This window comes from Georgenia muralis, from assembly GCF_003814705.1.
Taxonomy (GTDB): domain Bacteria; phylum Actinomycetota; class Actinomycetes; order Actinomycetales; family Actinomycetaceae; genus Georgenia; species Georgenia muralis.
In genome coordinates, this window is the sequence record NZ_RKRA01000001.1 from 3,201,303 (window position 1) to 3,213,685 (window position 12,383).

Below are 12,383 nucleotides of genomic sequence, written 5' to 3' on the forward strand. Positions count from 1 at the left end.
GCCTGGACTGGTGCCGCGTTAGCGTCGCTGCTCGCGGTAGCGGCGGATGAGCGCGTTGGTGGAGGAGTCGTGGGCCGGCTCGTCCTCCCCGGTCAGCTCCGGCACGATCCGCCCGGCGAGGACCTTGCCGAGCTCGACGCCCCACTGGTCGAAGGAGTTGATGCCCCACACGACGCCCTGCGTGAAGACCTTGTGCTCGTACAGGGCGACGAGCTGGCCGAGGACGGACGGGGTGAGGGCCGGAGCCAGGACCATCGTGGTCGGGTGGTTGCCGGCGAACGTGCGGTGCGGCACGAGGTCGGCGGCGACGCCGTCGGCCCGTACCTCGTCCGCGGTCTTGCCGAAGGCCAGCGCCTCGGCCTGGGCCAGGAGGTTCGCGGTGAGGAGGTCGTGGTGCGGGTCGATCTCCACGGCCGGCCGGACGAAGCCGAGCAGGTCCGCCGGGACCAGCTGGGTGCCCTGGTGGATGAGCTGGTAGAAGGCGTGCTGGCCGTTGGTGCCGGGCTCGCCCCACACCACCGGGCCCGTCTCGACGCGCACGGGCTCGCCGTCGACGGTGACGGACTTGCCGTTGGACTCCATGTCGAGCTGCTGGAGGTAGGCGGGAAAACGCGCGAGGTGCTGGTTGTACGGCAGGACGGCGTGCGTGGCCGCGCCGAGGAAGTTGCGGTACCAGATCCCGATCAGACCCAGCAGCGCAGGGACGTTGCGCTCGAGCGGGGTGGTGCGGAAGTGCTCGTCGACGGTGTGGAACCCGTCGAGCATCTCGCGGTAGCGCTCGGGGCCGATGGCGATCATGAGCGACAGGCCCACCGCCGAGGTGAACGAGTAGCGGCCGCCGACCCAGTCCCAGAACCCGAACATGTTGGCGGTGTCGATGCCGAACCCGGCGACCTCGGTGGCGTTGGTGGAGACGGCCACGAAGTGCTTGGCGACCGCCGCGTCGTCGCCGAGGCCCTCGACCAGCCAGGCGCGGGCCGTGCGGGCGTTGGTGATGGTCTCGATGGTGGTGAAGGTCTTCGACGCGACGACGAAGAGGGTGCTCGCCGGGTCGAGGCCGTCGAGCGCGTCGGCGATGTCGTCGCCGTCGACGTTGGAGACGAAGAGCGATCGGATGCCGGGGTGGCTGAAGGGTGCCAGGGCGCCGGCGGCCATGGCGGGGCCGAGGTCGGACCCGCCGATGCCGATGTTGACCACCGTGGAGATGCGCGCGCCGGTGTGGCCGGTCCAGGCCCCGGTGCGGACCTGCTCGGCGAAGGCGGCCATCTGGTCGAGGACGGCGTGGACGTCGGCGACGACGTCCTGGCCGTCGACGACGAGCTCGGCCGAGCGCGGGGCGCGCAGGGCGGTGTGCAGGACGGCGCGGTCCTCCGTGGTGTTGATGTGCTCGCCGCGGAACATCGCCTCGGTCCGCTCGGGCAGCCCGGCGGCCCGCGCCAGGTCCACCAGGAGCGCGAGCGTCTCGTCGGTCACGCGGTTCTTCGAGTAGTCGACGTAGAGGTCGCCCACCTCGGCCACGAGGCGTGTGCCCCGCTCGGGGTCGGCCGCGAAGAGGTCCCGCAGGTGCGCGTCGCCGGCGGTCGCCGCGTGCGCGGCCAGGGCCTGCCAGGCGGGGGTGGTGGAGATGTCGGGTCGGCTCACGGGGTGCGCTCCTCCGCCGGGCTGGCCCCGGCCTCGTCGGTCCGCCGGGTCCGGCCCGGCCTTGACGGGACCATCATGGCGCGGTGAGGGCACCGGGACGAACCCGCGGCGCGGCGACGGCGTCGCGGCGCGCACTCAGCCGACGGTGACGGTCCTGGTGTCGACGGTCGGCTCACCGCCGGCGCCGCCGGAGGGGTCGTCCTCGGTGATCTCCACCGTGTAGGTGCCCGGGTCGAGCTCGACCGTGAAGGAGAACGGCGCGAAGGTCTGGCCCTCGCTCGTCATCGTGAAGCCCGCCTCGACCTCGGTGCCTGCGTCGTCGAGGACCCGCCACGGCAGGTTGGCCTCGAAGACGGCCGCCTCACCGGAGACGGTCAGCGGCGAGGTGACCGCCGCGCCCTCGGCGGGCCGGTCGATCTGCACGAGCTGCCGAACGTCGAGCGGGTCCTCGGCCGCGACAGGCTCGTCCCACACGAGCGTGCCCCACAGCTCACCGGCGGGCTCGCCGTCGATGAGGAGGAGGACGTCCGCGTCCTCGGCGCCGGCGGCGCCGGTGACCGTGTGGACGAGCTGCTGGACCATCATGGCCGCGCCCTCGGAGCCCACGTTGGCGGTGCGCGCCTCGGTGGAGAGGTCCACGACGAGGGTGCCGTCGTCGTCCTCGACGCCGAGGACCTCGGTGGCCGGGTCCCACGTGGTCGTGTAGTCGGGGTCCTGCGGGCCCGCGACCATCGTCTCGACGGCGCCGACGAGGGGGTCGCCGACGACCTCACGCAGCTCACGCGCCAGGCGGATGCCGTTGCGCGTGTCCACGACGAAGTACACCGGCACCTCCTCCGTCCCGGCGGGCTCCGTGGCGGGCTCCGTGGTCGGCTCCGCGCCGGGTTCGGTGGTGGGTTCACCGGTGGGGCCGGCGGTGGCGGTGGCCCCACCGGTGGGCGACGCGCTCGTCGTCGGGTCGGTGCCCGGGTCGACGTCGGTGCACGCCGTCAGGACGAGGACGAGGGCGGCGACCGGCCCCCATCGTCGAAGGTGTCTGGCCATGTCGGCCTCCTCGGTGGGGCGGCGTCGCGGGTGGGGCCGGTGCGCCGGCCCGGACGGCCCGAAGGCCGGACCATCCCCGCCGCACGCTCCCAGTGTGGCACCGCCGGGCCGCGACGGACGGGGGTTGGGGACGTAGGCTCGCCGCGGAGAGGGGGCCGCCGGTGATCCACGTCGGCACGTCGGGCTGGAGCTACGACCACTGGGACGGGGTGCTGTACCCCCCGGGCTCGCCGCCGCGCGAGAGGCTGGGGCACTACGTGCAGCGGTTCGGCACCGTCGAGCTCAACGCCAGCTTCTACCGCTGGCCGCGGGAGGCCGCCTTCGCGAGCTGGCGCCGGCGGACGCCCGAGGGCTTCCTCCTCTCGGTCAAGGCGCCCCGCGGGCTCACCCACGCCCGGCGCCTGTACGCCCCCGAGCCCTGGGTCGAGCGCCTCGCGGTGGCGTGGCACACCCTGGGACCGCGCCGAGGCGTGGTGCTCGTCCAGCTCCCGCCCGGGCTCGAGCGCGACGACGCCCGGCTCGGCTACTTCCTCGGCCGGCTCCCGCCGTGGATGCGGGTGGCGATCGAGATGCGCCACCCCAGCTGGCACGACGAGGCCGTGCTGGACATGCTCGCCGGCCACGGCGCCGCCTACTGCGTGATGAGCGGCGCGGGTCTGCCGTGCCTGCTGCGCGCCACCGCGCCGCACGTCTACGTCCGCCTCCACGGGCCCGACCACCACCACCTCTACGGGGGGCAGTACTCCGAGGACGACCTGCGGTGGTGGGCCGACCGTCTCCGGGAGTGGGAGGGGTCGGGCCGGGAGGTCTTCGCCTACTTCAACAACGACGGCGGCGGCAACGCCGTGCGCAACGCCGGCCGGCTCCGCGAGCTGCTGGACCGCTGAAGCCCCACGGAGCCGAGCCGCCGGACCGCCGCGGCCACGGCGGTGCGCGCGCCGGCGCCGAGGGCGGCCAGCCGGTCGACCCCCGTCACCGGCAGGAGGGCGGCCCGCAGCCGGGCGCGGCGCGGAGCCGCGGCCCTGACCTCCGCCAGGACGGTCTCAACGTCGGCAGTCATGGCACCGTCCCGGACCGGGCCGGGTGCGTAGCGCACGCGTTCGACCCGGTCGGTGATCCGCGCGAGCGCCTCGGCGCCGGCGCCGTTCAGCGCGGCGGCCCCGACCAGCAGCTCGCGGGAGCGCCGGGGGCTCGCGCCCACGGGCACGGCGATTCCCAGGTCGCGCAGCGAGGCCACGAGCAGGTGCCACCGAGCCTCGACCCGGGTAGCGTCGTCCTCGGCGCGTCGCAGCGGCGCCGTCCGCGCACGCCGGCCGGCGAGGGGGACCAGGAGGACGAGCGCGGCGAGCACGACGACCGCAGCGAGGGCGGGCAGGAGCAGGCCACGGACGCGGTCGGTCCAGGAGGAGCTGGTGCCCACGTCGGTGACGTCGCCGGCGTCGAGGCCCGGCGCGGTGCGCTCGGGGGCGACCGGGGCGGCGGTGGCGCCCGGTGCGGCGGTCGCCTCGGGGGCGTCCTGGACGAAGTACAGCGGGCGGCTGCCCGCCCGCACAGCCGGGGTTGGCTCGAACCTGGTCCACCCCAGGCCGGTGACGTAGAGCTCGGGCCAGGCGTGGGCGTCCGCGGCGACGACGGTGCGTGCCCCGTCCTCATCCTGCTCGCCGGGCAGGAACCCCACCGCCAGGCGGGCCGGGATGCCGCTCGCCCGGGACATCATGATCATCGCCGTCGCGAACTGCACGCAGTAGCCGCGCCGGGTGGCCAGGAAGTGGCTGACCGGGTCCAGCTCGATGCCGTCGGCGCCGACGACCGGGTCGGCGAGGGTGAGGCTGTAGACGAACGCCTCGCTGCTGAGGAAGGCCTGGATGGCGGAGGCGGCGTCGACCTGGTTGGCGCTGCCCGCGGTGAGTTCTCGCGCCAGGGCGGTGACGGTCTCCCGGGACGCCTCGTCGACGTGGAGGAGGTCGGGATCGCCCAGCTCCGGGATGGTCCAGGCGCCGGTCCCCGGTGGGAGGCTGCCCACCGTCCGGTAGGACGTCGCCTCGTAGCTGGCGGGCTGGTCCGCGACGAGGGCGGTGCCGGTGGCGGCGTCCAGGCCCCACGTGATGTCCCCGACGTCGGCGGCGACGAGCGGGTGCGGCATCGCGACCTGGGGGGCGCTGAGCCGGTTGAGCAGGACGGTCATCGACCACGGTTCCGTCTCGACGCCGACGGGCAGGAGAGGCTCGGGCGGCGGCGGGTCGCCCATGCGGCGGGCGCTGGGCAGCCAGCGCCCGTCCTCGTACCGGGTGCTGACCGTCACCCGCAGGGGGGTCGGACGGTTGGAGTCGGTCCGGAAACGCAGCACCGGTGCCTCGCTGCGGGAGGCGAGGTCCTGGGCGAGGTCGAGGGTCTCGGTGAAGGTCACCGGGCCCCGGGCGCCGCCGGCCGCCCGGGCCAGGCCCTCCACCACCGTCGTAGGTGGCAGGTGCGGGACGACCGCCGGGAGGGCGGCGGCCAGCGCGACGGTGGCGGCGACGAGGACGCGTCCCCGCTGGGAGTAGCGCCGTCGGCTGCGCTCGACAGCAGGCCCGAGCCAGACCGACGTGGTGAGCTCGTCCGTGCGGGCGGTGGACCAGCGCCGCACCGTGCCGAGCCCCTCACGCGCGACCAGCAGCAGCCACACGACGGCGGTGGAGGCGAAGTACCACGGGTGCAGGGCGTCGCCGGTGTTGGAGGCCGTCACCGTCCCCACGACGAGGAGCGGGACGCCGGCCAGCGCCGGCGACCGGCCGGTGACCCCGATGGCGTCCACGGCCAGCCCCACCGCGGCGAGCGAGGCGACGACGAGGAGCACCAGGCCGGCGGTGGCCGGCGCCGGGACCTGCTCGTCACGGACGGTGGTGAGTCCCTCGGTCCACAGCGCCGCGGCGGCGGCGAGGGTGCGGGAGGTGGGCAGGCCGTAGAGGTGGTCGCCGGGCACCAGGAGCCAGGACAGGACGAGCGTCGCGAGGGTCCCCTGGACGCCGAGGACGGCCGGGGCCGGCAGGCGCAGCGCCCGCGCGGCGCTGCCGGTCACGGCCACGGTCGCGAGGACGAGCAGCAGCGGCCCGACCCAGGGCTGCTCGCGGAGGAGCGGGGTGACCGACCAGCTCGCCACCGCGGTCGCGAGGGCGGCGAGGAGGGCGTCGGGCCAGCGGCTGCGCTCGATCACGAGCGCACCCGTTCACCGCGCGTGACCTCGGCCCAGGCCCGGTGGACGCTCTCACCGTGGCGGGTGACGTGGCAGTGCCAGCCCGCCGCACGGGCCCGCGTGGCTGCCTCCTGGGTGCGGCGCCCGGGCACGGTGGCGGAGGTGAACGTGGCGGTGTCCAGGAGCAGCAGCAGGCCCACCCCGCCCGTTGGCCGGACGCCGACCAGGCGCGGGAGGTTCTCACCGAGGCCGTCGGCCACGGCCGCGACCGCCATCCCCGCGCGGGCGTGACGTGCGGCGCGCAGGACCCCGGCGAGGTCGCCGTCGTCGGGGCGGGCGAGCGCGAGGTGGCGCAGGACGGCCTGGACGGGCAGCGGCTCGCTGGCCAGGCCCTGGGCGGCGGTCCCGGCCGAGGCCAGCACGAGCGAGAAACCCAGCCGGTGCAGGTGCACGGCGGCCGAGGCCAGGGCGCTGACGGCCCACTCGAAGGAGCTGTCCTCGCCGCTGCCACGGTGGGCGGCGGGGCGGGGGTCGAGCACGAGGACGGCGCGGCGGCGGGCGTGGCGCTCCTCCTGGCGCACCATGAGCTCGCCGCGGTGGGCCGTGGCGGGCCAGTGGATGCGGCGCAGGTCGTCGCCCTCGCAGTAGGAGCGCGTGCTGGCGTCGTCCTCGCCCTGGGTCCCCACCGAGTGCGGCAGGACGCCCTCGCCGGCGACGCCGAGCCGGCGCAGGACCGCCGGGTCGAGCTCCTCCACCCGGGGCAGGACGACGACGTCGGCGGTGGCGTGCAGCTCCAGCCGCGAGGTCGTCAGGCCGAACGGGTCCTCCTGGCGCAGGCTCAGGGGGCCGACCCGGTAGCCTCCCCGCGTGGCACCGCGCACCCGGTACGACGCCTGGTGGTGCTCGCCAGGACGCATGTCGGGCAGGAGCAGCCGCGGAGGCCGCCCCAGCGCCGGGTCGAGGTGCTCCTCGGCGAGCTGCAGGACGGTGGTGGTCGTGCCGGTGTTGCGGATGTCGAGGTGGACGTCGGCGCTCTGCCCGGGTCGCAGCAGGGTGGGGCTGACGGTCCGGCGCACCGAGATCTGCGGCGTGCGCCGCCAGCCGGCGACCAGCGCGAGGACCGGCAGCACGGCGAGGAGGTCACCGATGCGGGTGATGTCGGGGAACCCGAGCACCATGCCGACCAGGGAGATCGTCAGTCCCGCGGCCAGGAACGACTGTCCCCGGGTCGTCAGGCGCGGGCTTCTCATCGGGCGCGGTCGGGGACGGGGACGTCGGCCAGGATCGCCCCCAGGACGTCCGCGGGGGTGAGCAGGGCGAGCTCGGCCTCGCCGGCGAGGAGCAGGCGGTGCGCGAGGACCGGGACGGCGAGCTCCTGGATGTCCTCGGGCAGCACGTGGTCACGCCCGCGCAGGGCCGCGTGGGCCCGCGCGGCGCGCAGCAGGTGCAGACCGGCGCGCGGTGAGGCCCCCAGGCGGAGGTAGCGGCTCGTCCGTGTCGCGGCGACGAGGTCGACGACGTACTGGCGCACCGCGGCGCTGGCGTACAGGCGCTGGACCTCCTGGACGAGGGCAGCGACGGTCGCGGCGTCGGTGACGGGTTCGAGCTCGTCGAGGGGGTCCCGGGCGCTGTGCGTGTCGAGCATGCGCAGCTCCGCCGACGCCGAGGGGTAGCCCATGGAGATCCGTGCCATGAACCGGTCGCGCTGCGCCTCGGGGAGGGGGTAGGTGCCCTCCATCTCGATGGGGTTCTGGGTGGCCATGACGACGAAGGGGGAGGGGAGGTGGTGGGTGCGGCCGTCGACCGTCACCTGGCGCTCCTCCATGGCCTCGAGCAGCGCCGACTGGGTCTTGGGCGATGCCCGGTTGATCTCGTCGCCGACGACGACGTTGGCGAAGACCGCCCCCCGGCGGAACTCGAAGATGTGGGTGTCCTGGTTGAAGACGCTCACCCCGGTGATGTCGCTCGGGAGGAGGTCGGGGGTGAACTGGATGCGCCGGACCGTGCCGTCGACCGTGCGGGCGAGGGTCTTGGCCAGGAGGGTCTTGCCCACGCCGGGGACGTCCTCGACGAGGAGGTGACCACCCGCGAGGAGGACGGTCAGCGTGGTGGCGACCGCCTCCTCCTTGCCCTCGACCACGGTCGACATCGCGGCCCGGGCGGAGCCGACGACGGCGTGCAGCCGGTCGAGGTCGACGTCGACCGTCTCCGTGACAACCGGGTCCATGGCCCGATCGTGCCTCATCGGCGGCCCGCACGGAAGGGATCGGGGCGTCTACGCTGCGGGGATGGCCCACCACCGGGCGCGCGACGTCGGCCGCGGCGCCGCCGCCGTCGTCGGGGTCCTCCTGCTGCTGGTGCTCCTGCCGGTCTTCCTCTCCTCGGGGCTGCTGGCCCCGGGGTGGGCGGTGGTCGCCCTCGTCCTGGTGTGGGTCGTGGCCCTGGTCCTCGCGGTCCGGTGGTTCCGGCGGCACCCCGGGCGGGTGCTGGCCCTGCCCTTCGCCCTGGCGGCCGTGTGGCTCGTGACGATGTACGTCGGCGACCTCGTCCTGGGGTGGACGGCCTAGCGGGCAGCGCCGACCGGAGGGTCAGGCGGTCGGGCAGGACGTCTGGCCGACCAGCCGCTGCGTGAGGCCGAAGGCGGCGAAGGAGACGGCGAACATCGCGCCGGGGACGGCGTGCGCGGGGTTGTTCGCCAGGGTCACCACGGCGCCGACGACGCCGACGGCCGCCAGCGCCGCGCACGTCGAGCAGCCGGTGTCCACCACCGTACCGGCGCCGGTGAGCGGGACGTACGAGGCGAGCGTGCCCGCCGCGAGGACGGCCGCTGCGAGCACGAGCGCGCTCCACGCGGGCGGGCCGCCCCAGCCGCCCCCGGCGACGACCAGGACGACGGCGAGGGCGGGTGCCGCCACGGCCGCGACCAGGAGCCGCCGGGCCGGCCATTGGTCGCGCAGCCGCGGACCCGCGACCGCCGCCAGGGCAGGGCTCGTGAGGTCCAGGCCGGCGTGGGCGGTCTCCTCGGTCGGCGGGACGGGGGCGGACGGGGCAGCCATGAGCGCACCATACCCCGTGGGGTATGCGTCACTCTGGCTCCCGCCGGGTGGACAGCACATACCCCGTGGGGTATAAAAGTCGGGTACCCCTTCCTGAGACCGAGGAGAGAACCATGTGCAGTCCCGCTCGATGCAACAGCTGTGGCAAGATCACCTGGACCGGCTGCGGCATGCACGTCGACCAGGTCTTCGCAGGCGTTCCCACGGAGCAGCGCTGCACCTGCCGCTGACGCGGACACCCTGACCGACGGCCCGTCGCGACGCCTTCCCCCGGCACGCGGCGGGCCGTCCTCCACGTCCGGGACCGCGTCGCGGCACGGGTCGCCCGCCACGTCGGCGCGGCTCAGCGGCGGGGCCGGTTCAGCAGGGCGTCGACGAAGACGGTCCCGATGTCCTCCGGGTTCTCGGCGAGGTAGCTCCGCCCGCCCGTCTGGGCGGCGATGACCCGCAGCTCGGTCTCGTCGGTGCCCGGCCCCATGCCCACCGTGATGACCGGCACGGGCCGGTCCGGGTCGCCCGCCGCCTGGAGCTCGGCGAGGAGCCGGTCGAAGCTGATCCCCTCGCCGTCCTCGTTCTTGCCGTCGGTGAGCAGCACGACCGAGTTGACGAATCCTGGCTCGTAGCTGTCCTGGACCGCACGGTACGCCGCGAGCACCGTGTCGTAGAGGCCGGTGTCGCCCTCGGCGCGCGCCGGCAGGGACTGCGCCGCCGCCAGCAGGGCGTCGCGGTGCGTCCCGTCGCCGGCGGGGGAGTCGATCCGGGCGACCGGGACGAGCTCGGTCCAGTCGCGGCCCTCGCCGTGGTCGGTCGAGAAGGCCCACAGGCCCACCTGCGAGGTCGGCGGGAACTGCTGCATCGCCACCTGGGCGGCGCCGGCCGCGAGCTCGATGCGGGACCGCCCGCCCGCGTCGTCGAGCATCGAGCCCGAGATGTCGATGACGGCGAGCATGCGCATGTCCACCGCGACGGTGCGCCACGAGGCCAGGGCGGTCTCGACGGCCGCCGCGGAGGGATCCGGCCTCGGCTCGGTGTCCTCCGGGATGCCCGGCACGCCCGGGGAGCCGCCGCCGTCGGTGTCGCGGAAGCCGGCCGCGGCGAACGCGGCGCGCCCCGCGGACCCGGTCAGGGCCTCCTCGAGCGCCGCCACGGCGGGTTCGGGTGCTGCGGCGACCCGGACGAAGGGGAATGCGAACGCCCCGGTCCCCTCGGCCGGGACGACGGCGACCAGCGGGGCGCCGGGGTTGGCCGCGAGGTGGCGGAAGAGCCGCTGCTCGCTGGCGGGGAACGCGACGGCGTCGGGGGAGTCCGCCCGGTCGAACAGCTCGTCCTCGGTCGTCTCCTGCCGGGACAGGACGATCGTGGCGCGGCCCAGGGCCTGCTCGCCCTCGGGCGTGCCGCCGAGGACCTCCCCGGCGCTGACGAGGGCGAGGAGGGAGGCGGTGGACTCCTCGGGATCGGCCATGAGCAGGTCCACCCCGCCGGTGAGGAACGTCTGCCAGGGCTGGGCGCTGCCGAGCTCCTCGGTCATCGCGCGCGGCAGGGCGATGACGACCGGGCTGGTCGCCAGGACCGGCCCCACCTCGAGGGCCTCACCACGCGCGGCCGCCGCACGCTCGGCCCAGACGGGGGAGTCGGGCACCCACACGTGGGGACCGGTGGCCGTGGCGACGGTGAGCTGCGCGGCTGTCTCCGCGGCGGGCGCGGCCGTGACCGCGTAGGTCGCGCAGGCCTCCTCCTGGATCCTGGCCGCCACCTCCTCCAGGACCGGTGCCAGGTCGGGGGTCGTGGTCACCCGCACCTCCGCGGGCTCCTCGCAGGGGGCGGCGGTGGCGGTGGCCGCGGCCGTGGTGGCTGCCGGGCCGTCCGCCCGGTCCCGGCCGGCGGGCTCGTCCGCGCGCGGCCAGTTCGCCCAGGCGATGCCGCCCAGCACCACGAGCAGCACGACGAGTGCGGTGGGTGCCACCCACCACAGCCCGCTGCGTCGCGAGTCGTCGTGCCGACCCATGCCGTGAACCTAACGATGGTCCGGCCATGGTGATACCGCGCGTTCTGGGGGCAGAGGGTCAGTGCGGACGGCGCCCAGGGATCAGTCGCGGGGTGCGCGCGGCGTAGTGGCGGTAGGGCTCGCCGAAGTGGCGGTGCAGGGCGTCCTCCTCGACCCGGGCCTTCGTGGCGAGGACGACGGTCAGGAGCGCGGCGGCGGCGAGCGGGCCACGGCGCCCGCGCAGCAGCGCCACGCCGAAGGAGGCGGTGGCGAGACCGGCGTAGATGGGGTTGCGGGTGTGGGCGTAGACGCCGGTGGTGATGAGCCCGGCGTCGGCGGGCGGGCGCACGCGTGGGGTGATCCGCCGTCCGTGCGGGGCGAGCCCGGCGAGGGAGAGGGCTCCGCCGGCCAGGGTGAGCGTCCAGGCGAGGCGGCGGGTGGCCGGCGCGGGCCGCCACCGGGCCCGTCCGGGCCACAGCACGCCGGCGAGCGCAGCGGCCTGGCCGGCGACGAGCAGGTCGGTACGGTCCATACGCCCAGGGTGCCACCAGCGACGGGTGCCCGTCAGTCCGGCGGGCGCCGCCGGAGCTCCTTGGTGGCGCTGCGGCGCTGCTTGTCCTCCGCCCGGCGGCGGCGCACGCCCCGGGACGGGCGCGACGCGCGCCGCGGCGGGGGTGGCGGGGCCAGCGCGTCCCGCAGCAGGGCGAGCAGGCGCTCCTGGGCGGCGCGCCGGTTCTGCAGCTGCGAGCGGTGCTCGGACGCGACCACCGTCAGCACGTCGCCGACGAGGCGCGACGCGAGCACCGCCCGGACCCGGTCGCGCTGGGCGGGGCTGAGCGCGGCGGACCGGGCGACGTCGAACGAGAGCTCGACGCGGGAGTCCGCCGTGTTGACGCCCTGGCCGCCCGGTCCGCCCGCGCGCGAGAAGCGCCACGCCAGGTCGGCGGGGTCGAGGACGACCGCAGCGGTGACCCGCAGTGGGTCAGGCATCGCGACGGCGCACGCCGTGCGGCAGCACGAGCCAGGCCAGCACGACGAGCAGGCCGAGCACGCCGGCGACGGTGAGCGCCGTCGTGCGGGTGGTGACGACGTCGAAGACGAGCAGGACGACGCCGACGACGACCACGCCGAGCAGGGCCAGGCCGCCCTTGACCAGGCGGTTGCCGGTGTCGACGGTCTCGGACTTGAGCCGCTTGCCGAAGAGGATGCGGTGCAGGCTCACCGGGGCGACCACGGCGATGGTCGTCATCGTCGACAGGACCACCAGCGCGAGGTAGGTGCCCACCTGGAACGCGTCGAGCTCGGTGAAGCGGGACTGGAACGGCAGCGTGAGGAGGAAGCCGGTGAGGATCTGGGTGCCCGTCTGCATGACGCGCATCTCCTGGAGAAGCTCGTTCCAGTTCCGGTCCGAGCGCTCCTCGGGTGTCTCGTCCCGGCCCTTCTCCAAGCCGCCGTTCCTGCCGCGCACCCGTCCTCCTCCGTGATG

The 12,383-nt window shown here is 75.4% G+C and carries 12 protein-coding genes; 2 read left to right on the top strand and 10 right to left on the bottom strand.

Annotation, left to right across the window (positions count from 1 at the left end; all coding sequences use genetic code 11):
• Positions 1-18: 18 nt before the first annotated feature.
• Together pgi and EDD32_RS14420 are read right to left on the bottom strand one after the other, a co-directional pair.
• Positions 19-1,641 carry a glucose-6-phosphate isomerase gene (gene pgi / locus EDD32_RS14415; protein WP_123918539.1) on the bottom strand — a complete coding sequence of 541 codons (1,623 nt, stop codon included), beginning with the start codon at positions 1,639-1,641 and terminating at the stop codon, positions 19-21.
• 135 nt (positions 1,642-1,776) lie between these two features.
• A complete protein-coding gene (locus EDD32_RS14420; RefSeq protein ID WP_123918541.1) occupies positions 1,777-2,685 on the bottom strand; it encodes a Gmad2 immunoglobulin-like domain-containing protein in 909 nt (302 codons plus the stop codon).
• 164 nt (positions 2,686-2,849) lie between these two features.
• Between EDD32_RS14420 and EDD32_RS14425 the strand changes: the two genes are divergently transcribed.
• Entirely contained in the window at positions 2,850-3,572 is a 723-nt protein-coding gene (locus EDD32_RS14425; protein ID WP_123920574.1) for a DUF72 domain-containing protein, read from the top strand.
• On the opposite strand, the gene EDD32_RS14430 is transcribed toward EDD32_RS14425, so the two are convergent.
• From EDD32_RS14430 to EDD32_RS14440, 3 genes are read right to left on the bottom strand one after another with little or no spacing between them, the layout of a single operon-like run.
• Positions 3,500-5,878 carry a transglutaminase TgpA family protein gene (locus EDD32_RS14430; RefSeq protein ID WP_123918543.1) on the bottom strand — a complete coding sequence of 793 codons (2,379 nt, stop codon included), beginning with the start codon at positions 5,876-5,878 and terminating at the stop codon, positions 3,500-3,502. The two genes, EDD32_RS14425 and EDD32_RS14430, sit on opposite strands and share 73 nt — an antisense overlap.
• A complete protein-coding gene (locus EDD32_RS14435; protein WP_123918545.1) occupies positions 5,875-7,107 on the bottom strand; it encodes a DUF58 domain-containing protein in 1,233 nt (410 codons plus the stop codon). Before EDD32_RS14435 ends, EDD32_RS14430 begins: the two co-directional genes overlap by 4 nt.
• On the bottom strand, positions 7,104-8,084 hold the full coding sequence (locus EDD32_RS14440) for an AAA family ATPase (protein WP_123918547.1): 981 nt from the start codon (positions 8,082-8,084) through the stop codon (positions 7,104-7,106). Before EDD32_RS14440 ends, EDD32_RS14435 begins: the two co-directional genes overlap by 4 nt.
• 61 nt (positions 8,085-8,145) lie before the next feature.
• Between EDD32_RS14440 and EDD32_RS14445 the strand changes: the two genes are divergently transcribed.
• Entirely contained in the window at positions 8,146-8,424 is a 279-nt protein-coding gene (locus tag EDD32_RS14445) for a hypothetical protein (protein ID WP_123918549.1), read from the top strand.
• 21 nt (positions 8,425-8,445) lie between these two features.
• On the opposite strand, the gene EDD32_RS14450 is transcribed toward EDD32_RS14445, so the two are convergent.
• The 5 genes from EDD32_RS14450 to EDD32_RS14470 all read right to left on the bottom strand — a co-directional run bounded on the left by EDD32_RS14450 (position 8,446) and on the right by EDD32_RS14470 (position 12,365).
• Positions 8,446-8,913 carry a hypothetical protein gene (locus EDD32_RS14450; protein WP_123918551.1) on the bottom strand — a complete coding sequence of 156 codons (468 nt, stop codon included), beginning with the start codon at positions 8,911-8,913 and terminating at the stop codon, positions 8,446-8,448.
• A 343-nt stretch (positions 8,914-9,256) separates the two neighbouring features.
• Positions 9,257-10,918, bottom strand: coding sequence for a substrate-binding domain-containing protein (locus tag EDD32_RS14455; protein ID WP_123918553.1), 1,662 nt, complete (start codon positions 10,916-10,918; stop codon positions 9,257-9,259).
• Positions 10,919-10,976: 58 nt separating this feature from the next.
• Positions 10,977-11,429, bottom strand: a complete 453-nt coding sequence (locus EDD32_RS14460) for a methyltransferase family protein (RefSeq protein ID WP_123918555.1) — start codon at positions 11,427-11,429, stop codon at positions 10,977-10,979.
• Positions 11,430-11,461: 32 nt separating this feature from the next.
• A complete protein-coding gene (gene arfB, locus EDD32_RS14465; RefSeq protein ID WP_123918557.1) occupies positions 11,462-11,887 on the bottom strand; it encodes an alternative ribosome rescue aminoacyl-tRNA hydrolase ArfB in 426 nt (141 codons plus the stop codon).
• Positions 11,880-12,365 (bottom strand): DUF6328 family protein, encoded by a 486-nt coding sequence (locus EDD32_RS14470; RefSeq protein ID WP_123918559.1) that lies wholly within the window; start codon positions 12,363-12,365, stop codon positions 11,880-11,882. Before EDD32_RS14470 ends, arfB begins: the two co-directional genes overlap by 8 nt.
• Positions 12,366-12,383 lie beyond the last annotated feature (18 nt).

Bases quoted from the DNA above. Each gene is read 5' to 3' on its own strand.
- EDD32_RS14450 (WP_123918551.1), bottom strand. From the start codon at position 8,913: ATGGCTGCCCCGTCCGCCCCCGTCCCGCCGACCGAGGAGACCGCCCAC.
- EDD32_RS14460 (WP_123918555.1), bottom strand. From the start codon at position 11,429: ATGGACCGTACCGACCTGCTCGTCGCCGGCCAGGCCGCTGCGCTCGCC.
- arfB (WP_123918557.1), bottom strand. From the start codon at position 11,887: ATGCCTGACCCACTGCGGGTCACCGCTGCGGTCGTCCTCGACCCCGCC.
- EDD32_RS14445 (WP_123918549.1), top strand. From the start codon at position 8,146: ATGGCCCACCACCGGGCGCGCGACGTCGGCCGCGGCGCCGCCGCCGTC.
- EDD32_RS14455 (WP_123918553.1), bottom strand. From the start codon at position 10,918: ATGGGTCGGCACGACGACTCGCGACGCAGCGGGCTGTGGTGGGTGGCA.
- EDD32_RS14440 (WP_123918547.1), bottom strand. From the start codon at position 8,084: ATGGACCCGGTTGTCACGGAGACGGTCGACGTCGACCTCGACCGGCTG.
- EDD32_RS14420 (WP_123918541.1), bottom strand. From the start codon at position 2,685: ATGGCCAGACACCTTCGACGATGGGGGCCGGTCGCCGCCCTCGTCCTC.
- EDD32_RS14435 (WP_123918545.1), bottom strand. From the start codon at position 7,107: ATGAGAAGCCCGCGCCTGACGACCCGGGGACAGTCGTTCCTGGCCGCG.